Raw genomic sequence first — 23,375 nt, 5'->3', positions numbered from 1 at the left:
ATTTATAACCGATGAATATATATAGGAATCGATGAAAAGAAGAGAAAGGGAGTCAGGTATTCGTACCTGAATAGCAAATGAAAAAATATATGAACGCCGTTAGGCTCGATCCTGACAAAATTGAAAAAGACTTTCTTGAATTTTGTAAGACATTCGTACTTCGCTTAATTGCCTCAATTTTTTTATTTAAAAAGAGAAAAGGAGAAGTACTGGCCGGTGCAACAACTTTCTTTACGATCTTAAGTTTTGGCCCGGCGATCATGATTCTTATCTCAATTATTGGTGCTTATCTAGGTGATAGTGATACGGCAAAAGAACATATCATTTCAATGATCTTTTCAAATTTTCCACAAATTGATACTTCTGTCTTAAATGCTATTAAGCATCTAGTAGAAGAGCAGGTAAAGGGCTCATTTGTGGACTGGCATCAGCTTGGTCTTTGGTTCTTTGCTTGTTTAGGTATTAGTACTTCATTTATTTTTGGAATTAATACTCTTTCAAAAGTGGATATTGACGGGGGAATGATTCAAGATGATCTAAGATCTGCTATTTTTGGTGTTGTCTTAGCTCTCTTTTTTCTAATCGTTTCATTTTTGATGGAAAAGAATGTGATTGTTGGTTTGTTATCAAATGTAACAAAACACTCAAATGAACTTTATTATCTTATTGAATTACTCTTGTTACCATTTACAATTACAACCTTTGCTCTTGTATATAAGGTCTCAGCACAAATCAAGGTTAGCTATAAAGATGCGCTCTGTGGTGCATGCGTATTTGTTATGTGCTTCTTCATCGGCAAATCGACCTATTGGGTTTATCTTAAGTATTTTAAAGATGATTTAGTTAGTGACTACGGAAGTTTTTATAACCTACTCGTAGCAATGATTTGGGTTTATTATATTATATGTTCCTTCTATTTAGGGGCCTGTTATACTTATGTGCCTAAGATTAAGATTTTCGATGGCAAGAAAAGAGGTAAGCGTTGATTAAAGAAGATGTCATTCTATTGATGTGCCATGAAATATGTGAGGATTTACATATTGATAAGGTACTTCGAAAGAATTTCTTTGCTTATTTCTATTCATGGTCTTTTAGCTCCTATAATCAAGTTGAAAAAATTATTAATGAAATTGATGAAGATCAATCCTTTTACAATCGATGGAAAAGCTCATTCAAATATATCAATGCTAAGTTTACTTATGAGGAAAAGAAGCAGATTTTCTTTCGCCTTTTTGACGTATTTAGTACGAAGATTAGAAATAAGAAAGCGCCAAATGTATTACGTGAAGCTTATGAACATCTAGAGATTAAAGAAGAAGATCTTGAATATATCAGAGATGGATTTTATCGTACCCATTACTTTAATAGAGCAGGACTTAGAGATTACTCAAATGCCTTATTGTTCTCATTAATGATCTCATATTCTAATGATGGTGTTTTGGATCAAGCTGAATTTGAAAGCCTTCGAAATATTTTACGTCATATTAGTGGACACATGCCAAAGGTTCCAATCCATTCATTTGATATTAAGAATGTTTTGGCAGTAAATGCATATTCTAAAGATGAAATTCTAAAAATGCGTAATGAAGTCATTGCCGCTGTAAAGTCTGATGGCGAAGTAAATAAAAGGGAAATTGCAGCTGTTAAATCAGTTATTAAGAAGATGCATCTCGGTGAGTTTCACGACGATAGCTGGAAAGTTGTCTCCCCATTTATTTCTTTGATTGTCCTTCTCGCAGATCACGAATTAACTGAAAAAGAAGAAGAGTGGTTTTTTGATAACTACGATGCGAACTTCGTCGTTAATAATATAGAACAGGTATTTTGGCTCTTTAGTGTCCTTATTCAAGTACCAACTGTCTTTAAGAAAAATCGTAAATTTATACGTAAAATATGGCACGAAGAGAAACCGCTTTACGATATGGCCAATATGCTATTTCTAACTTTTGCGAAACACTTCTTAAGATTAGATGAGAATAGACTGACAACTTTTTCTGATTTTATTAAATCTGGAAGAAAGAAAGGGATTGTTGAGGGTATCGATGAAATCTTATCAGGTAAGGTCGTAGAAGAAGAGATTCTTCTGATAATTAATCTTGTTTTAAATGATCGTTATGACCTTGAAAAAATCAATGGCTTTTTAAATAAGAAGTACATTGAAAGGGTTTTCAAAGGTATTAAGAAAGAAGATTCAAAGCTTAAGTATCTCGCAATTTGTCATATCTTATTTGCTGATGAAGCTATTGATGGGAATGAGTACAAGGCCCTTTGGGAAGCATTTGCTACATCGCGATTAAACCCTCAGATGCTCCAATCTGTTATTTATGATTACTCGATCAGTAGAATGAAGGTATACAAAATGGATGATTACCATGAGTACTTAAACTCGGGGAAATTCTATCGAGCTATCTAAGGCTTTTGTTAAATAATCTCATTTTAAAATCTACACCCATAATTTCCATAGGCTTAAGATCAATCCAAATATTGTCACCAGATAGTGGCTCACTTGAAAAGATTAGATGGTTTACAAAACCTGTCTTAGTTGGTGCCTCACATTCTGGGGAAAAACTACTACAGGTATCTCGATCGAGACATTTATTCTTATATGTAGAATAGTAAAGCTTTTTACCACCATTAAAGGCAAGCATAAGGTTTCCATTTGTTAAGATAAATGAAATGAAGTTATCTGTTGGTGGAGCTTTTGGATCAAAGTTCAATTCGCCAATAATTTCAATAAGCTCATCAATTGCACTGTTGATAATATTTGTGACAAATTCGATATCAATTTCTTCTTCACTTAAGTTGATCTCTTTTGAGATCTTTGAAAGGAGAAAGTAGAAGAGAACCTCACTGTCAGTTGTCCCTAAAATAAATTTTTGAAAATACTCTGGGATATGTGAAAGAATCTTGTCACGACACTCATCAAAATTTTTAATATTTCCATTGTGTGCGAAGGTCCAATGCCCATATTGAAATGGGTGAGTGTTAAGAATATTAGTCTCTCCAATGGTGGCCTTTCGAATATGTCCAAGTACGGTTTGTGATGAAACTACACCAGAAACCTTTTTGAAGATCTTATCTTCGAGTGCAGCACAAGTAGATTTGATAATATGTGGTGAGTTTCTTACATAGTAGGCAACGCCCCAACCATGTGGGTGTTCTCGACTTTGTACCTCAAGGGCATTGTCAGCCTGAACAAGGCTTTGGTGAACTTGACTTAATATAACTGATCTAAATCCAAATAATCGACACATAGAAAAAATTCCTTCTATGTGTCTGATCGGATTTATCTAATAAAATTTAAAGTTGAACGAACATTTCTTTTAATAGACTCAATTTTTTCCTCTTCAGAGAAATTGCAGACCTTTTCTTTCATGAGTTTGATAAAAGAAGACTGGGCAACAAGAGAAATAATGATGATATTATGCATGATATTTCTAGCGGCCCAGATGAGCTTTTCTTCATCACCAGAATAATTAATTTCTTTCTGAATCAGTTCCATTAAAACATGTGTCCCAGGAGGCCCCATTGGTTCCTCTAGGCATGTTGGAGGCATAATTGCTTCATCCAGTGGAAGTGTATTCATAAGAAAGAGTTTCATGGAATTAAAGAAAGTATTACTTTCATCCATGAAGTATTTGTAGATTTCAATGGCCAGGTCTTCAGTTGAAGAAATCTGTCCTTTGATCTCGTCTAGCTTATCACGCATACGTAAAACGTTTTCATTTAATACTTCTGCATAAAGTCCAGCTTTTGATTTAAAGTGGTAATTTATTGCAGAAACATTCGCATCTGCTTCCTTTGCAATGTCACGAATTGAAGTATTATCATAACCGCGGTCGGCAAAAAGCCGACTCGCAGTTGCTAAAATTAAATCTCTAGTTGTCTTGCTCATTATACTTCTACCTCTTTCGTCTCTACGATCTCAGTAGGAGCTTCTTCATTATTTGATTGAGCTGTGTTTCCTTTCTTGAAAATCTTATTCGAAATTCTATCCGTAAACTCAACAAAGTCTTCAATAATTGCGTAAGCACATGGAATGAAGATAAGAGTCATAATTGTTCCCGAAGTTAGCCCCCATGCCATCGACATCGTCATTGGAACAAGCATGGCATCTGAACCACCAATTCCGTAAGCTGTCGGTAATAGTCCCGATACAGTCGTAAGAGAAGTAACAAGTACAGCTCTTAAACGTAAGCCAGAAGCTTTAACAAGAATTTCATTTAAACTAAGTTTTCCTTCTGCTCTTAACTCATCAATGAAGCTGATTAGAACAATACCTGAGTTTACGATAATCCCAGCTAGACCAATAATACCAATTAAGGCAAGGAAGCTGATTGGACGTGAACGATCAGGGTAACCACTAAGGATTGGCGTCGCAAAGGCAATTGAGAAACCAATAAATCCAAGAGGGATTGTCATCATAATAATCATTGGACGAAGAAAACTCTTAAACAGGAATACAAGAATTGCAAAAATAGCAATAATTGCAAGGACACCTGCTTGAGCGAGTGACTCCAGTGATTCTTTCGTACTTTCTGCGGCACCACCAAAGCGTAGTGAAACACCTGGATATTTAGCTGAAACCTTATCAAAGATCTGCTTTAGCTTGATATTTGCCATTGCAGATGTCGCATTAATATTATCAACAGAGCCAATTAGTGTTTTAGACCTTTTGAAGTCATAACGCTTAACATTTGGAGTACCATTCTCTTTACGAATTTTGGCAAATGACTTTAGTGGAATAAGGTTTCCACGATTATCCATAACTTGAATGTTAAGGATATCATTTGGTTTACCTCTAAGTGCTTTCTTAAAGCGTACTTCAAGGTCTACATCCTTATTATCTAATGTAACAGTACTTGCAATACTTCCTGCGATAGCTGCTCTAATGGCCGTACCAATTTGAGAAGCTGATACACCTAGCTGATCTGCACGTACATAGTCGATATCTACGTAAACTTCTTCATCACCGTATACATCATCAGTTTTTAGATCAAGAATTCCATCGATCTTTCCTAGCTCTCCTGAAATCTCACCAATGATTGCATCAAGTTGATCAAAACTATTTGCTCTGAATGTACCTTGAATATCTTCACCAACAGGTGGACCGTTAACTTGAGATTCAAATGTTAATGACTTAAGTCCTTCAACTTTAATTTCACGAAGTTTCTTAAGCATCTGCGTTTCAGCAATATTAAATTTTGCATAATCATTTACGTAAATGAATAGTAGACCTACGTTATTACCTTCTTTATCTTTTGGATCAGAGAAACCAATAGCAGCTTTCCCCGAGAAACCAACGATATGCTTAGCTTGGTCACCGATCTTTTCTTTGATCTTACGACTTACTTCAAGCATATATTCTTCTGTCTTCTCAACAGGAGTTCCTCTTTTAGCTTCAAAGCGAGAAAGGTAAATTTCTGTTTGATCTGCTGGGAAGAGAATAAATTTATTACCAACGGCCATGAAAACAAGTGAGCCGATAATAATAGTTGTAAAGAAAAATGCTGAAATATAGCGGTGTCTAATCGCGATAGTCATTAACGATTCAAACTTTGCTTGAAACTTAGTAAACCAGTCTGCTTTCTTTTCTGTACCAGTCTTCTTTGCTGAACCTGAGTACTTTGCAAGTCTCATTGGAAGTAAGAAGAATGATTCAACTAATGAAAGAATCAGAGAAACAGTTACGATGATTGGAATCGCCATAATAAATTGTCCCATGATCCCTTTCGTTACTAGCATTGGGATGAAGGCCGCAATCGTTGTCATCGCTGTTCCCGTAATTGGAAGCCAAAGAGACTTAACACTTGAAAGGGCTGCTTCTTTAGCACTATATCCTTCTTCATTCATTAGACGAGTGAAGTTTTCACTGATAACAACACTGTTATCAACAAGCATACCTAGAGCAATAACTAGCGCTAGAACTGTCATCGCATTTAGTGTCAGTCCATAATCTGGCATAAACCCAAGAGTACCGAATACAGCAAGTGGTAGAGACATACTTGCTAGAAGTCCAATACGTCCAGGAAGGAAAATAAATAAGAAGAAGATTACAAGCAGTAGACCTGAAACTGCGTTGGAAGCTAGTACTTCAAGTTTGTTAACAACTTTTAATTCTTCGTTGTTGTATACATAGAACTTGTACTCAGGATAGCGTTTTTCAAACTTCTCCATATGAGCTTTAATCTCTTCAACCATCGCGATTGTGTCTTCACCTGATTTTTTAGAGATTGTGATAAGAGTCGCTTCTTCACCATTGTATGAAGTGATTACTTTCTTTTCTTCTTTTCCATCGATTACTTGAGCAACATCTTCTAAAAAGATATTTGCCCCAGAAAAGTTCGAACGAATAAGAATATTTTTAAGCTCTTCAACATTTCTAACTTTTGCTTCAATACGAACAAGTTTTTGGTCATTGTCAGTTTTAAGTGTACCACCTGGAACGTTCACATTTCTAAGACGTAGTTTATTTAAAACCTCGTCGATACCAATGTGTTGTCTTTCAAGTTTTTGAAGATCAAGAATGATTTCAAATTTTCTCTTTGCAAAGCCATCAAGTGTTACGCCTTTTACGGCCTTGATATCTTCAATATCTTCTTTAAGAATATCTGCTACTTCATCTCTTTCTCTGACGTTGTTTGGTCCAACAAGAGCAATTTGATAAACTGGAATTTCATCCGAAGCAATTTCTTGGAAGAGCGGTGCATCTTGTAGATCTTGTGGAAGATCAGATACACGATCGACTGCCTTTTGTAGATCACTCATTACATCATCAACACTGTCAACATTATCCATATCAACGCGGATGATAATTTTAGATAAACCTGCTTGAGAAGTTGACTTAACGTCTTTTACTCCAGAAACAGTTCTAATTTCATCTTCAATCGGTTTTGTAATTTTAATTTCAATATCATTTGCTGAAGCACCATCATAAATTGTCGTTACGACTGCTGTAGCAAAGGAAACTGTTGGGTATGATTCTGATGTCATTTTGTTTAATCCCATTAATCCATAGATTAAAAGGAAAAACGTAACAACGATCGTAAACTTATGATTCTCTATAAAGAATTTTGATAATTGATTCATAGCTTAACTCTTCTATTTAACTTACACGGTGTTTGGTTGAAAACTGTGAAGTAATTGATAATAGTTTCTATTACTTGATACTTTGTACTAACTTCATCAAGATTTGAGTTTAAAAGTTGGTTCTCATCGATCAAGAGGTCTTGTGATGTAACACGGGCCTGTTTAAACTTTCTCTTAGAGTCTTTTAATGTTTCTCTTAGGTGAACTTCATTTCTTTTTTGAGCTCTAATAACATTTTGTAGTGTTAGTACTGATCGAAGTGTTTGTGCATGGAACGCATCGAGCTTTCCTTTCACTTCTTGTGCTTGAGCAAGGTTTTGACGTTTGATAATTTTGTCTTGAATCTCTCTTGTCTTATCCTTTTCTCCACCAATCGGCATAGTCCATTGAATACCAACTGAAAAACGATTATCTCCATTGTCAGTCATTTCTTGAAAACTATTTGAGTAACTATACTCTTTTCCAACAACTTCAAATTGAGTCGTTAGTTTTAGATCCGATTTGTCGTAGTTATTATTAACTTTTTGAGAAAGTTCTAAATCTTTTTGAAGTAGTCCAAGAACTTCATCATATTCAGTATACTCAAGTGGTAGGGAAGACGAGTGTTGAGCAATAGTTTGAGTACAACCCATAACTTCTTCAACCGTACTATCAAGATCATAAGATTCTAATTGTACTGTCTTACCACCTAGCTTTTCAGGAAAGAGAGACTTAAGTGTTTTAAGTAATTCATTTCTTTCAAACTCAAGTAGATATAGCTGCCCATTACGAGCTTCAACCTGAGAGCTAATACGTGAAAGATCACCTTTGTCAGCGATATTACTGCGGTATCTCTTCTTTGTGTCTTTTTCTAGCTCTTTTGTTGTTTTTAGAAGTGCCTTAGCAATCTTAGTTGATTCGTTATTTGCTACAATTTTCCAATATAGCTTTCTTACTTCCTGAATAAATGCATGTGAAGAAATTGTTCTTTGTCTCTTTGCAATCTCTTCTTGAACCATAAGGCTTGCGTCCTGTGCTCTTGAAGTTGAACCTAGGAAATCCTTGTAGATATCTAAAGCTAAGAATGCACCTGCAGAAGAAGTCGTTCCATCTTTTACGAAATTATTTGAGTATTGATTTGCATTAACCAAGACTCCGTAAGAAAGACCGTATTTAGAATTCTTACTTAATTTCATTTGGAAATCTGCTAGTGGAGAGGTTACCGGAATAAACTGTGCAAAAGATTTCTCTTTCGTTTCTTGATAATTAGCTTGAGCATCTAATTTGAAACCAAAGTTTTCATCATACTTTGCTCTTTCTTGTTTCTTGGCAAGTTCCTCTAATGAGATCCTTAATTGATTAAAGTTTTCTTCCTCGGCCCAGGTAATGAGCTTATCCTCACTGAGCAGGACAGGAAGGGAATTGGCCCAACTAAATGAAGTGCCAGTAATCAGTACCATGAGGACTGAGAAGTTGAGTCCGTGGCGTAAGTACTCTTTCATAATAAAATTACTCCCTTATGTATTCAAACAATTGTTTGATTCAAACGCTTGTTTGAAATTTACTATAATTTGGTTTAACTGCCAAACACTTTTATGGCCGAACATTTTCACTTTATAAATGAACATTGTTGCCTAGCGATAAGCTTAAGTTGAGCTTTAGAATATAATAGTGATAGAGAGTTAGCCGTGACCAGGAGGTCGAGCTGAATTATCCGCAAAGAGCACTTGAAACTTTTAAGAAATACTCACAATTAAATGAGTTTAGAGAGTTTTATATTTCTGTCTATAAGCGCCTACAAAAGAGGGCTGGCCCTATTGAGAGGGTTCAGCTTTCTCATGAAATCATTGATCATTATACGAATGAAGCTAAGTCAGATCCTGTTGCCGCAGCAATGATTTCTTGTCGGAAGGGTTGCTCTGCCTGTTGCCATACTCAAGTATCCGTAAACAAAGATGAGGCGGAGCTGTTGGCCACGCGAATTTTGGAAGATGGAATAAGGGTTGATGTTGAATTACTGGCGATCCAATATGCTGCTGGAAATGATTCTGCTGCTTGGTTTTCAATTCCTTATAAGCAAAGGGGCTGTGTATTCTTAGATGATAAGGGTGCTTGCCGTGTTTACTCAGATCGACCTAGTGTGTGTCGCACGAATTATGTCATAAGTGATGCAAAACATTGTGATACATCAAATGGTGAGTTTGCTACGATTAGAATCCTCAAGACTAGTAAGGCCGATTTTGTAACGATGGCGGCTTTTAATCTCAGTTCGCAAGGTGGCGCATTACCTCAAATGCTTGTTGAGTCTCTAAATAAATTAGGGGAACAAAAATTATCTAAATCAATGAAGAAGAACTTCAAGAAGAATAGCTTTAAAAGGCTAAAAGAGCTTTTCATTAGTGGTGCGATGTAATAAAAATATTTCATGCACTGTCCATTATGTCATAGTTACTCAATTCATTTATACGCGAATACTTTAGGTAGTGATTATTTTGAATGTAAGAATTGTTCTTACGTTTTTAAAGATCGTTCTAAATTGCTTAATAGTGAAATTGAAAAATCTCGCTACGATACTCATGAAAATAATTGTGAAGATCAAGGATATATTGATTTCTTGAATCGATTAATCCTGCCTTTAAGTGAAAGATTATCTGAAAATAGTCGTGGATTAGACTTTGGCTGTGGACCAGGGCCTACGATTTCTAAAGAAATGAAAAAGCGTGGGCATCATGTTGAAGACTACGACATTTACTATGCAAATAGACCTGAGCTTTTGGAAAAACAGTACGACTTTGTTACTTCTACAGAAGTGTGGGAGCATTTCTATGAGCCAGCAAAAGATATTAAGAAGTGCTGGGATCTTGTAAAACCAGGTGGTCACTTAGGAGTGATGACTTACTTTATCCCTGAAGAAAAAGAGAAGTTCTCTAACTGGTGGTATCTACGTGACGAGACTCATGTTGGTTTTTACAACGAAGAAGTCTTTCGATATATTGCTAAGGAACTTGGGGCGAGCTTAGAGATTTTAAGTCGCCAGGTTGTTATTCTAAAAAAGGATTTATGATGAAAGTTTACGGAATAAAAAATTGCGATACTGTAAAAAAAGCTCTTAAGTACCTTGATGCAAAGGGTGTATCGTACGAGTTTATTGATTATAAAAAAACACCACCAACAAAAGATGATTTAAAAAGATGGGATGAAGCTTTTGGAGAGCTTCCTGCTAATAAGCGTGGACCAACTTTTAGAAAAATTAAAGAAGAATTTGAAGGAGCAACAAAGGCAAAGCAAATTTCTCTTCTTGTTGAAAATTCATCTGCAATAAAAAGACCTATTCTAGAAAAAGGTAAGAAAACTCTAAGAGGATTCTCACAGGAAGAGTGGGATCAGTTATTCTAATATATGCTTAAAGATTTAAAAGACACAAATTCATATCGCATAAAGTGTATGGGCTGTTCAAGGCCCAAAACACTTTGTGTATGTAGCCTTATCAAAACATCTCAAATTCGCTCTAAGATTGTCATTCTTATTCATCCAATGGAAGCAAAGAAAGAGAAGCTGGGTACAGGTCGTATAACTCATACTGGATTAGCTAATAGTGAACTAATCATGGGGATTGATTTTACTAATGATAAGAAGGTGAATGATCTTTTAAGTGATGAAAGATATTATCCAATGGTTCTCTATCCAGGTGAAGATGCTCTTAATATTTCTGCACCTTCAAACAAAGACATTGAATTACTAAAGAATAAAATTCCTTTGATCTTTGTGATCGATGGGACTTGGCCATGTGCTAAGAAAATGATGAAGCTTTCAACAAATATCAATGAGCTTCCTCGAATTTCTTTTTCTTCTGATAAGGAATCAGCATTCCTCATTAAGCACCAGCCTCATAAGCAAGCACTTTCAACTGTTGAGTCTGTACACGTCCTAGTGAAAGAATTAGGTAAGTATGGAGTCGAGGAGCTTGATGGTAATGAGGATACGATGATTGATGCCTTTAAGGTTATGGTTCAAAAACAAATCGATATTGCCTCAGATCCTAATGTTCCCACTTATCGTGGACGTAAGATGGACAAGCAGAGGGTCGCTCTTGTGAGAGAGAAGAAAAACCGTTCATTTATTCTCAAATAACTCAATTTTTTGGCATTCCTAATCTTAACTAAGTGGTTAATATTAAAGAGAATGCACTTAAGTTCCCGCTTTTTTAGGAACTCTTAAGGCCCTATAATAAAATATAAATTATTAAAGAGGGATTCTTATGAGAAGCTTAAACGTACTCAATAAATTATTAACGGCGACCATCATCTTCACGATGATTAATCTCAATATTGCAATTGATATCGAGCAAGCGCGCTTTAATATCACGGGCCAACAGGCGATGGCACAAAGTACACTTCCGAAAGAAGATCGTTCGATGTCAGGTGATGGGTCATTCAAATTAAAGAATGCACAAGAATCAGATAACGATAGTATGGCCCGCAAGCGTCAGCAAAATAGTGGGACCTATACGAAAGAAGAAGCAAGCGGTGGACTTGGAATTTTCAACAATCAACTTTTTGTTCCTCTTATTATGCTTACGATTGCATTCTTAGTTTCAAAAATCTGGTTATTCTTTAAACCAAGTAAGCCTTATGATGTTTATGCTGCCGCTTTAGGTGCAGGTATTTTATTAGTGAATGAACTAATGAGTGCCTTCAAACAAAATACTTCTCTTAAAGACCGAAAAGATCGAATTGAATATGAAGGACTTGATGAAGATGGACAAGTTGATGTTTCACAAAAACAAATGCTTGAAGAAGAGAAAGCGGCCCTAGAGGAAATCAAGGGGACAGCAGAAGATAAGTCAAAATATCAAAAAGCAGCTGCTGCGGCATTTGCTGTAGCATCTGGTATCGCATTTGTTCAAGGGAATGGAGAATTAGTTCAAGCACAGGCATGTGCTGCTGCTGTCAATGCGAGAGCTAAAACAATTATGGCTCTAGAAGGTGGTGCAGCTGCGTGTTTTAACACAACAGCGGCAGGTGCTAAAGCTCCGATGACTGCATGTGAAGCGACGGCCGTAACAACAGAGAATATTGAAGCCTTAAAATTACAACCAGGTGAATCAGCTACTCAGTACACTCTTTTAACTGAGCTAATTACGGTGAAAGAATCAAGTAAGCAGACATGTACATTGGGTGGAGACACATACGCAGCAACTCAAATAAAAGAATGTGAGGCCAAGATTAAGGCAACGACAAAAGCTGCCGCAGCGACTGGTCCTGGTGCAGCAGCGGCTGCAGCTCTTCTTGTTAAGTTAAATGCTGCTTATGCTACGATTCAAACAGCAAATGGAGCACTTGTAGGAACAAAAGCAACTCTTGAGTCAGCTTGTTTAATGCATACAAAAGAGACGGTAAAGAACTCAGGTCAATCGAAAGGGATTGATAAGGTATCAGAAGCTAAACCAAGCGCAAAAGCAGGTTTCTACGCATCTCTTCTTTCCCTATTAATTAGTAAAGCTCAAGCCGGTAACTATGGAAGTCTAATTGGTGCCCTTGGTGGATTAATTGCTGCTTATAAATTACCTGTAGGTACTGCAATGGATACGTTTATGCTTTCAAGTATAAAAAGAGGGACTCTTTGGATTGCAATGAGTGGTACTTCTCTAGCTTCAGCAAAAGCAATGGAGAGTGAAGCGGATGCGATACAAAAGAATATTGATAAGATCGATGCTATCTTAGCAAAGTTTAGATCTGCTGATTCTGTGACTAGTGCTCAAGCAAAGACTCTACAAAAGAAAACGACAATGCTAAGTGCTTATACTCCTCAGCAAATTGGTGAACAAGTTGAATGTATTGGTGGTCTTCCAAAAATCGCGACTAATAACGGTTCAAAGGCGTGTCCAAACGCTAAAAAGTATATTGTAAGTGGAACAGATAAGTTAAATGCTGCTGGATTTAGTATGCCTGATAGCTTAGTGGGATCACTTGTAAATGCTGCAAACGGTATTCAAGATACTTCATCTGTTTCTCCAACTACGCAAGAGGCTTTTGACGCTCTTGGTTCATCTGCAAACGCTCTAAATAAGAAAGCAAATGCAGTTATGAAGAAAACACTAGAGCGTGCACAGAAGGCGAATAAGAAGAAGCCTGTTGCTAAGAACTTATTAGCTTCTTTTGGAAGAAAGTTTGGAGGCTTAAATAAGAGAGCAGGTGGAACAGGTGGCCTGATGTCTGCACTTCCATATCTTTCTCAACCAAACCAAGGTTCTAACTTTGGTAATGATGATGAAGAGGAAGAGCTACAAGATGGACTAGCAGTTGATGCAAAAGGTGGGAAAGGTCTTGATGCAGCTGGCGCGGCCAATAATGGTGGTTTTAAATTTGACTTTGGAGAGGGAGCTGCAGATCAATATGCGCTTCAGAAGAATTCTGAATTTGCTGCCAATGCTGATGCCGTTGCTGCAATGGAAGAAGATGGTGAAGGTGAAATTATTGAAGATTCAAATGTCGATATTTGGCAGGCAATCTCTGTTCGTTATAAGAAAACAGCTTACGATAGATTATTAAAGCGAATTGAATAAGGCTAGAGGTCAATTTTTTTGATTCGCTTATCAATACCTAGATTTTTCTTACGATATTCTTCACCGAATTTCTTTGGACAATCGACTTCCTGATAAGAAAACAATTTCGTATCTTGGAAAAAGTAATGTGGTTTCTTTCCTTCATAAAACCATTGGGAATGAGACCACGAACTTACTTTGATTTCTGCTTCTTTACTCTTTTGATTAATAACGACATCATCCACTCTATAGATTGAGCTTGGAGAACGATTTGTTCCTGTGTAGCGATTATCTAATTCCTCTACACACGTATCAACATCATATGCCACATGATAGCTAGGTGAGCACGAAATAAAGAAAGAAATTGAAAGTAATGCTAGAGTGATTCGTTTCATGCACTACTTATCGTCAGCTCATGAAAATTCCTTTAACTGTCAAAGTTTCAATTAAGTAAATTTAATGGTTTAGACGATTAAATTAATTTAAATATCTTAAAAAGACACCCAGACCTAAATAAAAAGTGAAGTGAAACCCTAGCGATAGCAGATAGCCGCGATAGAAATATGAAATAAGATAGGCAAAGAGCACTCCTCCTGCAATTGACGGCAAGATAAAGTACAAGGCCTTAAGTCCAAATACATAGAATAGAGGCAGGTGGATTACTGCAAAGAATATCCCAAAATATTTTACACTATCTCTTCGAGTATAGAATTTTAGATAATGTTCAATGAGAATATTGATTAGTAATTGCTGAAAAATAATATCTGCTGATTTTGAAACAAAAACATTCCAACTAAAAAGTGGAAAGATTATTTTCGAATTAATGATTTCAAATTTCTTAATAATTGAAATTGGAAAGATGTAATTAATTGAAAGCGCCATGGCCAAGAAGACTATGATTACTAGCAAGTAAGACTTTACGTGATCTTTCGAGATTTGAATTGAATTCGTTAAGTAATTGAAGATCAGGGCACTTGCAATGAAGAATGCCGAAGTAGCGGCCCAACCTGAATCATAGTCAATTCCATATGGTTTAAAGACTAGATTAATAATACCCATGATTAGGATCCAAAAGCATCCCACGATAATAGTAAATTTAAGAGATTGTTGTTTCATAGAAAGTCGTCGAAATAAATGGCGCACTCGTCAGGATTCGAACCTGAGACCGTTCGCTTAGAAGGCGAATGCTCTATCCAGCTGAGCTACGAGTGCGTACAGTGACTTTGTGTTCAGTTAAAATAATGGCACTCGCCACATTTGTCAATATAAGATGTAAAAATGTTGAAGAGATGGTAAAGTTTATAGAAAGTTTACACAGTGGAATTCTATGTCAGATAACGTATTAAAAGCTAAAATCATTCGCTCTCACCAGCGCGACTTCGATTGTCTCATCGATGAAACAAAGGAAGTAGTGAAGGCGACGGCACTTGGTAATCTCCTAAAAAAAGGAGAAACTCTAGTTGTTGGCGATAATGTTTGTTTAGATACGATAGCTGAAACTGGTGAATATATCATCAAGGAGGCCATGCCTCGTAAAAATGAGATCTTTAGAATTCTAGTCAGAACGTCAAAAAGAAAAGTTACTGCGGCCAATTGTGACTACTTGGTTATTGTTTCATCCGCTGCTAAGCCAAGATTTAAACGAGGAATTATCGATCGCTTTCTTGTGCGTGCTTTTCAGTGGGGTGTTGAGCCGATTATTGTCTTCAATAAGATGGATGGTTATGACCCAGAAGAATTTGATATTCAATATGAAATCCTGCGTTTGAAAGAGCTCGGTGTGAAGTATTTCGAGATTTGCGCCCTTGATAAGGACTATGAGACTCAATATCTTAAAGGTGGGATGAATGAGTTTAAAGAGGCCCTAAAGGGGAAGACGGCCCTTTTTGTTGGCCAGTCTGGTGTTGGGAAATCACAAACGATTTCTTGTTTATCAGATGGCGAAGTTGAGCTAAAGACTAAGCAGGTTGGAAAAGTTGGAAAGGGTTCACATACGACCACTTGGTCTGAGATTGTGGATCTTGGGGACTTCTATCTTATTGATTCTCCTGGAATTCGATCATTTTCACTAGATGATATTGACCCAGATGATCTAATGGAGCTATTCCCTGATTTGGAAGAGATTGCTCGTCACTGCCAATATTCAAATTGTAATCATGAGCCAGAGAACCGAGGTTGTGCATTTTTTAGCGAAGAGTACGATCCTGAAACTGAAGAGGGTTTAATGGTTCACTCTAGGCTTGAAACTTATCAACTGATTCACTCAGAGATTTCTTCGACACCATTTTGGCAGAAAAAGAAAAAATATCGATAAGTATCTAAATTTATTTAGTTTTTAATATTTGGACCTTCTTGCCTAGCGCAAGTTTTATCTCTTATTTACCTCATGATTTATGCCTTTTTGACGATAAGTCAGACAGCAAAAATATCTGTAATAAGGGGTAATAATGTCTGATAACAAAGTAATCAACTTCCAAGCAAAGAGAGAAGAGAATATCGAGAAGAAGCGTAGAAGCTTTGAGCGTATTTGCTTTAATAACTTTATGGGAGCTTACTCGGTAATTGAGTCAGATGGTTATTCTTATGCAATCAATATGGTTGATATCTCTCATGATGGACTTTCTTTCAATGTTCCGTGGACAGATAAAACAGATGCAAAGCTAAAAGAAGGGGATGAGCTAAAGCTTAAATTCTATTTTACAAAAGGATCATATATCCCTGTTATCGTTAAAATTCGTCACAGCGCACTAACTCAAGGTGCTGACGGTGTCACTTATATGCAATATGGTTGTGAGTTCGATAAATCGATGCACTCGTTCAAGGCCATGGAGCAATTCATCAACTTTATTTATGCATTCTCTGAGTATTCAGTAGTGGATAATGGAGAGATGAAATCTCTTTTTATTTAATGGTATCTAATTGTCATTAAGCCTTTAAGCTTATAAGATCGGGCCATGAAAATCGCGATTTTAGGTAGTGATAAGAAGGCCCTTGCCGCTTATCGTTTTTTTGAAGACTTAGGTGTCCACGTTAAAATTATTGGTCAAATTCCAACAGACTCGCAAGGAGAGTTTAGGGAAATCGCCCACCGTAATGTGGAAGTGATTCGTGTTCATAAGCGCTTTTTATCGCCGAACTCTGTCTTGGAGAGTCGCTCTCGTATGGCCGATACTTTTCGCGTCGTTTTTAAGGTAAATGCTACAACTGAAATTGAACGCCAAAAATTAGAAAACCCTGAAGTTTTTGAAAAGCTTGGTAAAGATGTTCTTGAATCATTAAAAAATTCGATTGAATCTTTTGAAGACTTTGATTTTATCTGTTACTCAAATGAGTTAACAATAGCAAATCCTATGGGTGCAGCTCAAGTTCATGCTCTTAATGAGCTTGCCCTTGCCGATGATGAAAGAATCACTTATCACAATGAACACCATGCTAGTCTTGAAGATATTAAAGCGACAAGAAATCTATGCTTAGTTGGAACTGGTATTGAGAATCTAAGGCTTCTAAGTCTAATAAAAGAAGATTATCTAAATGATCTAACAAAAACACTCCAGCTAATCACTGCTGAAGAAGTTCCTTTCGGGAATCTAACTTCAGCTCAGGTTAAAGAATATAAAGATGAAATTTCTCAATTTAGTGACCTTTTAGCAAAGGATCGCCAGCAATTTGACGAAGAGAAGAGAGAGTTTGAAGAAAAGATTATGCAGTGGAGATCTCTTGAGCCTCATATTAAGGCCAAAACTCCTACACCGGCTGAACCAAAGCCTAGGCTAATGATTTATAATAGTGCAGTCGTTTCTTCTGTTGATAAGCTTTTAGATCGTAAGGGTCTATTTGTTACGATTGAAGGCAGTGACCTACTTGGTGGAGCTGAACAGCTTAAGACTCTTGCTTGTGATCGAATTTGTGTTGATCAGGGTGTAAGTGTTGAGTCTAGTAAAGTTAGGGGCCTAGCAATGGATGAAGAAGGCTTCTATCCTCTTCATGCAATGACGTTAGATGAAATTAAAGAAAATATGTTAAGATATTTCTCTAAGCAATAATTAAAAAATAGGTTTTATATTGAGATTACTTTATATCGTATTCATATTAACACTTCTTTCTTGTACCACGACTGTTGATCGTGAGTATAAAAGAGTGCAAACAGATGAATACTATCGTGACTCGGGTGCTGCCGTTTATATGCTTCCAATTCTTCCTGAATGGAGAAACTTTTCAGGAGAAGGACAATGTAAACGCACAAGAGATATGAGATACTTAAATATTTTGAATCTAATGGATAGTTTCTCAATAGATCATCAAAGCGCTTCGCAAATACAATTTGCCTTTAATCGTATGTACTCTGAACGTGCGCATAATATGGAGAGAAGCCCAACTCTTAAAGAAGTTGAGCAAATCTTTTTTAGCGCTAATGATTTTGTAACGGCCACTGGTGGCTATATCAAGCTTCCAAAATTTAATCGAGTTAATATCATTTGGTTTGATAGCTATCGTGAGAATTTAGATCAGTTAAAAAAATTAATGTCCTCAAAATCAATGTTAGAAGGAAGACCTGTATTTGTCTCTCTGTGCCTGAATGATATTGAAGTGAAGGCTTCTTTAAAAGAAGCTAATGTAAATTTTGAAGGTGCCTACTTTGTCGATTATCGTTATCTAACTTACTATACGCCTAAGGGAGAGTTATCTTCAGAGGAAAGTTTTTATTTAGATCAATACTTAAGCGCAAGTGTAAAAGTACGCCGTGTTTATTCTCATAAGAAACGCCCGAATTTTATTAAGGGACGCTTTAAATATATAAATTATTAAGGAGTAATTATGTTCGGTTTTGGAACTAAGAAAGATGCCCACAAAGAGGATCTTGATCGTCTATACGCAAACTTTGAAACTAATATGGGAAATTTCAAAGTAGAGCTTTACGCAAAAGAATGTCCAGAAACAGTATGGAACTTTGCTAACCTTATTGAAGGGAGACAAAAGACTCCTGCAAAAGAAGGTCCTTACTATGATGGTCTAATTTTCCACAGAGTTATTTCTGGTTTCGTTATTCAAGGTGGATGTCCAGATGGGACAGGAATGGGTGGTCCAGGTTATAAATTCGAAGACGAATGTCGCTCAGACCTTCGCCACGATAGTGCAGGGATTCTTTCTATGGCAAATGCTGGCCCTGGAACAAATGGTTCTCAATTCTTCATCACTCTTGGTGCAACTCCACACTTAGATGGACGCCATACAGTGTTTGGTAAAGTTATCGAAGGTATGGATGTTGTTGAGAAGATCGGTGAGGTTCGCACTGGTATGCATGACCGTCCAATGCAAGATGTAGTTATGGAAAAAGTGACTATTGAAAGATAATTAGATACGGACCTTAACTCTAGTTAAGGTCCACTCTTTCAACCATTAGCTGAATATACTTATTTCCATTGAAGTAGTTTAGAGCAAGTGTGAAGTAGACATCAAGTTCAACACTTGGATCATTTTGGCGCTCATAAATTTCGTTCGGTGTAAGCGCTCCCCACTTAGACATATAATTAAAACTAATCCCTTTAAGATTAATTTTCTGATTTGTTATTGATGTAAAATTCCATCTAACGTGTACATCTTTTAGAAGATCAAAACTTTTAAGCTTTGCACCTTTTAATTTAAAGATTGGTTTTGCATTTCCCATTCCAAAAGGCTCAAGCGCATCTAGCCCTCTAAGAAGATTTGGATCAATTTCATCTGGAGTTATCTCAAGATCATAAAAATCTTGTACCGTTCTTTGGATCAAGGGAATTTCTTTTAACATTGCATTCATCGAAGTTTTAAATTTTTCCAGATTTTCAACTGGCATTGAAAGCCCTGCGGCCGCCTTGTGGCCTCCAAATTTTAAGAACAGATCGCGATGCTCATTAAGTAGGTGATAAATATCGAGATCACCTGCAGACCTTGCTGATGCTTTAATCACACCTTCATCTTCGGCATCACTGAAAACAATGGCAGGTACTTTAAACGTTTCAACAAGCTTTGAAGCAACAATTCCGATAACACCTTCATGAAAGTGAGGAGCATAGACAATTGCAATGTCTAGTTCGCCATCTCTTTTAAGTTCGTCTATGACTTGTTCTTTTGCCTCTTCAAAGACTTCTTTTTGAATGGCCTTACGTTCTGTATTACAGTTAACAAGCTGGTGATAGTACTCACGTGCTTCGTTATAGTCTTTTGAGATTAAAAGTTTTAATGCTACTTCTGGGTGGTCTAATCGCCCTTTAGAGTTGATTAACGGGCCAACATTGAAAGATAGTTTTTCGCTTGGAATAATATCTTTTCCACGATCTGTTGGATCAAAGAAAGCCTTAATTCCTTCATATTGAGTGTTCTTAATAAGTCTCATTCCATGACGAACAAGTTTTAAGTTCATTGGACTTAGTGGTGCAAGGTCACAAATTGTACCAATCGCTACGTATTGAAGTAGATCATATACCGAAGGGATATCTTGTCCACGGGCCAAGAGCTTCTTTCTAATTTCAACACAAATCGCAAATGCTACACCAACACCAGCAAGTGGTTTCATGTCTGAATCTGCTGGCTCGTCTCGGCGCGAAGGATTTACAACAGCGATCGCTTCTGGCATTGTTTCGCGTCCATCTTTGTGGTGGTCGGTGATAATTAATTTTAGACCTTTCTCTTTTGCATAAGCGGCTTGCTCAACGTTTGAGATTCCACAGTCGACTGTGATCATTAAATCGATACCTTCTTCTATTGCACGATCAATTGAACAATTATGAAGTCCATAACCTTCAACAAAACGGGAAGGTTGAATGAGGTCTACTTCGAGATTTAGCTTTTGAAAAAATTGATAGAAGAGAGCACAAGAAGTCGTCCCATCAACATCATAATCACCATAAATGGCAATTTTCTCATTATTATCAATAGCTTTAATTATTTCATCTGCGGCAACATCAATATCAATGAGTGCTCCAAAGTTTGGTAGGGAATTCAGATCCCAAGATAGGAATTCTTGAATCTCTTGAGGTCCCATCTCTCTTTTAGCAAAGAGCCTTTGAACGACTGGATGTAAATTAAAATTCTGAGTAGCGTGTGTAGTGTTCTCCATAAGAGAACGATATCACGTTGGAACTTGATCGAGAATTAATAAAGTCTTACCAAAGTACAGTAATGCCTTTGATGATATCTTCTTCGTGCAGCTCGTTAACATCTGAAAACAATAGCTTAAAGTCTGAAGAGTTCTTTGCATGGACTTTATCAAAGTATTTTGTTGGTAAGAATGACTTTTTACAACTCTGACATTTTTGAACTTCAGTTGCGGTATCGTGCACATGGCCACAAACATGACATTTCTTGATAATTCTTTTCTTCGCAACTTCCATATTTATTTCTTTCATCATTCTAACCTTAATTCCTTTAGATTTAGTACCTACCTCTTCGAAACATAGATGAATAAGTTTAGAAAAATCGGCAATAATTACCGAAAAAAACAAAAGGCCGAGTGTTAAACTCGGCCTTCAGTATCAAATTAAAGGGGGGAGGGTATTAAAAAAGCTTTATATTAGCGCTATTAGTAGCGTCTAGAGCAGTCGTAAAATTATTTAAGATAGGAGAGCTGCTTGCAGTATTGATTCCCATATTAAAGTTTTGATTTGGAATACTGCTTCCCCAATTATATCCACTTTTAGAGTAGTCAAAGTTTTGTACTTGAATCGATTGTTCTGGAGTGTAGTAATTACCCCAAGGCATCGATTCACTTACTCTTAGCATTGGTGCATTTGCTCCATAGTAATCATTATAACTATAGTTCCAGTTGTTTAGTCGATTAAGATCTTGCATCATAAAAGACTGTTCTCTAAAGTCGCGTACCATACTTGAGAAACTATCTTGTCTCTGGTTAAGCGCATCGTATGTTCCAAAGTAAGAGTTAACTTGTGGCTGCGTAAATTGAGATGTAAGCATGCTTACAAATTGTTGCATGGCCATGGCCTCTTGTTGTTGCTGGCGCTGGTACTCTGCTTGCTCTTTCATTTCTCTGATATATTCGATAAGAGCTAGCTCTGCTTCTGAAAACTTATCGTCTTTATCTTCTTTATCTTCTTTTTTATCCTTCTTCTTTGCTTTAATTTTATCTTTATCAATCTCTTTGCTACCTGCTTCTGCGATAACTTCTTTCTGTTCTGACTCGTTCTTATATTCCTCAAGTTCTGCCGTAATTTTTGCAAGTTCATCTTGAAGCTTTTTTATCTCGTCAGTATCTATTTTTGATTTAGCATTTTCTAGTTCACAGGCTAAAACAGCATTTTCTTTCTTGAGCTCTTCATTCTCTAGTTCTAGAGAAGATAACTTTTCACTAATTTCCTGAAGTTTCTCTCTTGTTTCATCAAATTTTGAAATTGCTTCTTTGGCCGTATCTAGCTCAGAAGTTCTTTGCTCGATTAGTTCTTCAAGTGCCTTAATTTTTTCTTGGCGAATATTATCATCAACAGGATCTGATGATTGTACATTAGCAAGTTGAGATTTTAGACTTGTGATTTCTTCACTACTTTTTGCAAGCTCTTCAGTTAGTGTATTAGACTTACCTTGAAGCTCTTCATATCTTTTTGAAAGATCTTTAAAATCTTTTACTAGCTTTTCATCAACATCTTTAATTTCAATTTTAACGATATTCTCTACTTTTCCAAATAGCTTTGCAGTATCAAACCAAAGATCAAAAATACCTTTTTGGTGGACTTGATAAGATGTTACAGAAATTTGCTTCTCACCTGCGATCTCGCGGTAGTGGCCACTATGGTATGAGTTGTCAGAAACTAACATTTCATTTTGCACATAAGTGCTCGATAGAAATAATGCACTCATAATAAATAGCTTTTTGTAACAAGCTTTCATAAATTCCTCCCAAGAATTTGATTCAATTTATTAGTTGCAACTGCTATGCCAAGAAAAAGGCCAAAAACCATGCAAAAATGCCATGGATAGTGTTCATCTTTTAGACACTGGCCAAAACGAATGCGCTTTTGCTTTAATATCTTTATGAAAAATCCAATCTATCAAAAGACTTATCAGGTCAGTATCAATAATGTGAATATCAACAAGCGCCTTGGGCTCTTTGGAATGCTCGGCTATCTTCAAGATATTGCGACTGTTCACGGCGAAGAGGCAGGCTTTGGTATCGAAGATATGATTAAGGATCAATCCTTTTGGGTACTGGTTAGACAAAAGCTTCGCATGGACAGGTTTCCTCATTGGAATGAGGTTATTGAGATTAAGACGTGGTCTCGAGCACCTGAGGGTATGTATGCCTTTCGCGAATTTGAGATCTTCCTTAATGGTGAGAAGATTGGGGACTGTTCAACGGTATGGATGATTCTAGATGGTGTGACAAGAAAGGTGAAAAAACCTGACTTTCCAATGGATAAAATAAATCCTCGCACTGATTATCATTTAGATTATATTGCTCATAAAGTTGAGGTAAGGGATAACTTTGAAAAAGTTAATACCATTACAGTACGAAATAGTGATCTGGATTTAAATATGCACGTTAATAATACGAAGTATTCTCAGTGGATTCTTGATTCAATTCCAATAGAGCTTCATAAAACTGCAAAGTTAAATGACTTTGAAATTAACTTTATGGCCGAAACACACCTTGGTGATAAAATTGATATCTTACGAGCACGTAATGAGGAAGGTGAGGTTGCTCACGATATTGTCTATAAAGGTATTAGGGAATCAGATGGCAAGACCTGTTTCTTAGCAAAGCTTTTAGCAGACTAAA

22 protein-coding genes and 1 tRNA gene are annotated in these 23,375 nt (G+C 36.6%); 13 read left to right on the top strand and 10 right to left on the bottom strand.

The window, feature by feature from the left end; translation table 11 throughout:
- Nucleotides 1–89: 89 nt before the first annotated feature.
- On the top strand, nt 90–986 hold the full coding sequence (locus tag ACMAYL_RS06800) for a YihY/virulence factor BrkB family protein (RefSeq protein ID WP_412462978.1): 897 nt from the start codon (nt 90–92) through the stop codon (nt 984–986).
- Nucleotides 983–2,413: a hypothetical protein gene (locus ACMAYL_RS06795; protein ID WP_412469926.1), complete on the top strand. Its 1,431-nt coding sequence runs from the start codon at nt 983–985 to the stop codon at nt 2,411–2,413. The genes ACMAYL_RS06800 and ACMAYL_RS06795 overlap by 4 nt, the downstream gene beginning before the upstream one ends.
- Here ACMAYL_RS06795 and ACMAYL_RS06790 read toward each other — a convergent pair.
- Genes ACMAYL_RS06790 through ACMAYL_RS06775 form a run of 4 tightly spaced genes read right to left on the bottom strand, consistent with a single transcriptional unit; the run spans nt 2,406 to nt 8,570 of the window.
- On the bottom strand, nt 2,406–3,254 hold the full coding sequence (locus ACMAYL_RS06790; RefSeq protein WP_392990823.1) for a class II glutamine amidotransferase: 849 nt from the start codon (nt 3,252–3,254) through the stop codon (nt 2,406–2,408). The two genes, ACMAYL_RS06795 and ACMAYL_RS06790, sit on opposite strands and share 8 nt — an antisense overlap.
- 32 nt (nt 3,255–3,286) lie before the next feature.
- Complete coding sequence (locus ACMAYL_RS06785; protein ID WP_103218975.1) at nt 3,287–3,895, bottom strand: TetR/AcrR family transcriptional regulator; 609 nt, start codon at nt 3,893–3,895, stop codon at nt 3,287–3,289.
- Nucleotides 3,895–7,089 (bottom strand): efflux RND transporter permease subunit, encoded by a 3,195-nt coding sequence (locus ACMAYL_RS06780; protein WP_412462976.1) that lies wholly within the window; start codon nt 7,087–7,089, stop codon nt 3,895–3,897. The genes ACMAYL_RS06785 and ACMAYL_RS06780 overlap by 1 nt, the downstream gene beginning before the upstream one ends.
- Nucleotides 7,086–8,570: a TolC family protein gene (locus ACMAYL_RS06775; RefSeq protein ID WP_412470906.1), complete on the bottom strand. Its 1,485-nt coding sequence runs from the start codon at nt 8,568–8,570 to the stop codon at nt 7,086–7,088. The genes ACMAYL_RS06780 and ACMAYL_RS06775 overlap by 4 nt, the downstream gene beginning before the upstream one ends.
- Nucleotides 8,571–8,962: 392 nt before the next feature.
- On the opposite strand from ACMAYL_RS06775, the gene ACMAYL_RS06770 reads away from it, so the two are divergent.
- The 5 genes from ACMAYL_RS06770 (at nt 8,963) to ACMAYL_RS06750 (ending at nt 13,633) form a co-directional block, all read left to right on the top strand.
- Nucleotides 8,963–9,481, top strand: a complete 519-nt coding sequence (locus tag ACMAYL_RS06770) for a YkgJ family cysteine cluster protein (RefSeq protein WP_412470905.1) — start codon at nt 8,963–8,965, stop codon at nt 9,479–9,481.
- 12 nt (nt 9,482–9,493) lie between these two features.
- Nucleotides 9,494–10,132, top strand: a complete 639-nt coding sequence (locus ACMAYL_RS06765; RefSeq protein ID WP_412470904.1) for a class I SAM-dependent methyltransferase — start codon at nt 9,494–9,496, stop codon at nt 10,130–10,132.
- Entirely contained in the window at nt 10,132–10,464 is a 333-nt protein-coding gene (locus tag ACMAYL_RS06760) for an arsenate reductase family protein (RefSeq protein ID WP_233189733.1), read from the top strand. Before ACMAYL_RS06765 ends, ACMAYL_RS06760 begins: the two co-directional genes overlap by 1 nt.
- A 3-nt stretch (nt 10,465–10,467) precedes the next feature.
- A complete protein-coding gene (locus ACMAYL_RS06755; RefSeq protein ID WP_103218981.1) occupies nt 10,468–11,199 on the top strand; it encodes a tRNA-uridine aminocarboxypropyltransferase in 732 nt (243 codons plus the stop codon).
- A 127-nt stretch (nt 11,200–11,326) separates the two neighbouring features.
- Complete coding sequence (locus ACMAYL_RS06750; protein ID WP_412470903.1) at nt 11,327–13,633, top strand: hypothetical protein; 2,307 nt, start codon at nt 11,327–11,329, stop codon at nt 13,631–13,633.
- A gap of 2 nt (nt 13,634–13,635) precedes the next feature.
- Here ACMAYL_RS06750 and ACMAYL_RS06745 read toward each other — a convergent pair whose 3' ends face one another.
- From ACMAYL_RS06745 to ACMAYL_RS06735, 3 genes are all read right to left on the bottom strand, one after another.
- Nucleotides 13,636–14,007 carry a hypothetical protein gene (locus ACMAYL_RS06745; RefSeq protein ID WP_392990832.1) on the bottom strand — a complete coding sequence of 124 codons (372 nt, stop codon included), beginning with the start codon at nt 14,005–14,007 and terminating at the stop codon, nt 13,636–13,638.
- Nucleotides 14,008–14,089: 82 nt separating this feature from the next.
- On the bottom strand, nt 14,090–14,728 hold the full coding sequence (locus ACMAYL_RS06740) for a hypothetical protein (protein WP_412470902.1): 639 nt from the start codon (nt 14,726–14,728) through the stop codon (nt 14,090–14,092).
- A gap of 19 nt (nt 14,729–14,747) precedes the next feature.
- Nucleotides 14,748–14,824: transfer RNA gene (locus ACMAYL_RS06735), tRNA-Arg, on the bottom strand.
- A gap of 115 nt (nt 14,825–14,939) precedes the next feature.
- Here ACMAYL_RS06735 and rsgA point away from each other — a divergent pair.
- The 5 genes from rsgA (at nt 14,940) to ACMAYL_RS06710 (ending at nt 18,964) form a co-directional block, all read left to right on the top strand.
- On the top strand, nt 14,940–15,926 hold the full coding sequence (rsgA, locus tag ACMAYL_RS06730) for a ribosome small subunit-dependent GTPase A (protein ID WP_412470901.1): 987 nt from the start codon (nt 14,940–14,942) through the stop codon (nt 15,924–15,926).
- 133 nt (nt 15,927–16,059) lie between these two features.
- Complete coding sequence (locus ACMAYL_RS06725) at nt 16,060–16,521, top strand: PilZ domain-containing protein (protein ID WP_103218986.1); 462 nt, start codon at nt 16,060–16,062, stop codon at nt 16,519–16,521.
- A 45-nt stretch (nt 16,522–16,566) separates the two neighbouring features.
- Nucleotides 16,567–17,655, top strand: coding sequence for a hypothetical protein (locus ACMAYL_RS06720; RefSeq protein WP_103218987.1), 1,089 nt, complete (start codon nt 16,567–16,569; stop codon nt 17,653–17,655).
- Between the two features lie 19 nt (nt 17,656–17,674).
- The gene (locus tag ACMAYL_RS06715) at nt 17,675–18,418 is read left to right on the top strand and encodes a hypothetical protein (protein WP_103218988.1); all 744 of its coding nucleotides are present in this window, start codon (nt 17,675–17,677) and stop codon (nt 18,416–18,418) included.
- A 9-nt stretch (nt 18,419–18,427) separates the two neighbouring features.
- On the top strand, nt 18,428–18,964 hold the full coding sequence (locus ACMAYL_RS06710; protein ID WP_103218989.1) for a peptidylprolyl isomerase: 537 nt from the start codon (nt 18,428–18,430) through the stop codon (nt 18,962–18,964).
- A gap of 19 nt (nt 18,965–18,983) precedes the next feature.
- Here ACMAYL_RS06710 and recJ read toward each other — a convergent pair whose 3' ends face one another.
- The 3 genes from recJ to ACMAYL_RS06695 form a co-directional block, all read right to left on the bottom strand.
- Nucleotides 18,984–20,705: a single-stranded-DNA-specific exonuclease RecJ gene (gene recJ / locus ACMAYL_RS06705; RefSeq protein ID WP_412462972.1), complete on the bottom strand. Its 1,722-nt coding sequence runs from the start codon at nt 20,703–20,705 to the stop codon at nt 18,984–18,986.
- Nucleotides 20,706–20,751: 46 nt separating this feature from the next.
- Nucleotides 20,752–20,997: a hypothetical protein gene (locus ACMAYL_RS06700; protein WP_021265840.1), complete on the bottom strand. Its 246-nt coding sequence runs from the start codon at nt 20,995–20,997 to the stop codon at nt 20,752–20,754.
- Nucleotides 20,998–21,142: 145 nt separating this feature from the next.
- Nucleotides 21,143–22,486, bottom strand: a complete 1,344-nt coding sequence (locus ACMAYL_RS06695) for a hypothetical protein (protein ID WP_412469922.1) — start codon at nt 22,484–22,486, stop codon at nt 21,143–21,145.
- Nucleotides 22,487–22,630: 144 nt separating this feature from the next.
- Between ACMAYL_RS06695 and ACMAYL_RS06690 the strand changes: the two genes are divergently transcribed.
- Nucleotides 22,631–23,374 carry an acyl-[acyl-carrier-protein] thioesterase gene (locus ACMAYL_RS06690; protein ID WP_412470900.1) on the top strand — a complete coding sequence of 248 codons (744 nt, stop codon included), beginning with the start codon at nt 22,631–22,633 and terminating at the stop codon, nt 23,372–23,374.
- Nucleotide 23,375 lies beyond the last annotated feature (1 nt).

It is taken from the genome of Halobacteriovorax sp. RT-2-4 (assembly GCF_047085445.1).
Lineage (GTDB): Bacteria > Bdellovibrionota > Bacteriovoracia > Bacteriovoracales > Bacteriovoracaceae > Halobacteriovorax_A.
This window is presented reverse-complemented; position numbering and strand designations above follow the sequence as displayed.

What these genes read in the sequence shown, in the direction of transcription:
- ACMAYL_RS06765 (WP_412470904.1), top strand. Translation starts at nt 9,494, where the DNA reads ATGCACTGTCCATTATGTCATAGTTACTCAATTCATTTATACGCGAAT.
- ACMAYL_RS06725 (WP_103218986.1), top strand. Translation starts at nt 16,060, where the DNA reads ATGTCTGATAACAAAGTAATCAACTTCCAAGCAAAGAGAGAAGAGAAT.
- ACMAYL_RS06700 (WP_021265840.1), bottom strand. Translation starts at nt 20,997, where the DNA reads ATGATGAAAGAAATAAATATGGAAGTTGCGAAGAAAAGAATTATCAAG.
- ACMAYL_RS06770 (WP_412470905.1), top strand. Translation starts at nt 8,963, where the DNA reads ATGATTTCTTGTCGGAAGGGTTGCTCTGCCTGTTGCCATACTCAAGTA.
- recJ (WP_412462972.1), bottom strand. Translation starts at nt 20,705, where the DNA reads ATGGAGAACACTACACACGCTACTCAGAATTTTAATTTACATCCAGTC.
- ACMAYL_RS06760 (WP_233189733.1), top strand. Translation starts at nt 10,132, where the DNA reads ATGAAAGTTTACGGAATAAAAAATTGCGATACTGTAAAAAAAGCTCTT.
- ACMAYL_RS06780 (WP_412462976.1), bottom strand. Translation starts at nt 7,089, where the DNA reads ATGAATCAATTATCAAAATTCTTTATAGAGAATCATAAGTTTACGATC.
- ACMAYL_RS06785 (WP_103218975.1), bottom strand. Translation starts at nt 3,895, where the DNA reads ATGAGCAAGACAACTAGAGATTTAATTTTAGCAACTGCGAGTCGGCTT.
- ACMAYL_RS06695 (WP_412469922.1), bottom strand. Translation starts at nt 22,486, where the DNA reads ATGAAAGCTTGTTACAAAAAGCTATTTATTATGAGTGCATTATTTCTA.
- ACMAYL_RS06720 (WP_103218987.1), top strand. Translation starts at nt 16,567, where the DNA reads ATGAAAATCGCGATTTTAGGTAGTGATAAGAAGGCCCTTGCCGCTTAT.
- ACMAYL_RS06745 (WP_392990832.1), bottom strand. Translation starts at nt 14,007, where the DNA reads ATGAAACGAATCACTCTAGCATTACTTTCAATTTCTTTCTTTATTTCG.
- ACMAYL_RS06740 (WP_412470902.1), bottom strand. Translation starts at nt 14,728, where the DNA reads ATGAAACAACAATCTCTTAAATTTACTATTATCGTGGGATGCTTTTGG.
- ACMAYL_RS06690 (WP_412470900.1), top strand. Translation starts at nt 22,631, where the DNA reads ATGAAAAATCCAATCTATCAAAAGACTTATCAGGTCAGTATCAATAAT.
- ACMAYL_RS06755 (WP_103218981.1), top strand. Translation starts at nt 10,468, where the DNA reads ATGCTTAAAGATTTAAAAGACACAAATTCATATCGCATAAAGTGTATG.
- ACMAYL_RS06790 (WP_392990823.1), bottom strand. Translation starts at nt 3,254, where the DNA reads ATGTGTCGATTATTTGGATTTAGATCAGTTATATTAAGTCAAGTTCAC.
- ACMAYL_RS06775 (WP_412470906.1), bottom strand. Translation starts at nt 8,570, where the DNA reads ATGAAAGAGTACTTACGCCACGGACTCAACTTCTCAGTCCTCATGGTA.
- ACMAYL_RS06750 (WP_412470903.1), top strand. Translation starts at nt 11,327, where the DNA reads ATGAGAAGCTTAAACGTACTCAATAAATTATTAACGGCGACCATCATC.
- ACMAYL_RS06800 (WP_412462978.1), top strand. Translation starts at nt 90, where the DNA reads ATGAACGCCGTTAGGCTCGATCCTGACAAAATTGAAAAAGACTTTCTT.
- ACMAYL_RS06710 (WP_103218989.1), top strand. Translation starts at nt 18,428, where the DNA reads ATGTTCGGTTTTGGAACTAAGAAAGATGCCCACAAAGAGGATCTTGAT.
- rsgA (WP_412470901.1), top strand. Translation starts at nt 14,940, where the DNA reads ATGTCAGATAACGTATTAAAAGCTAAAATCATTCGCTCTCACCAGCGC.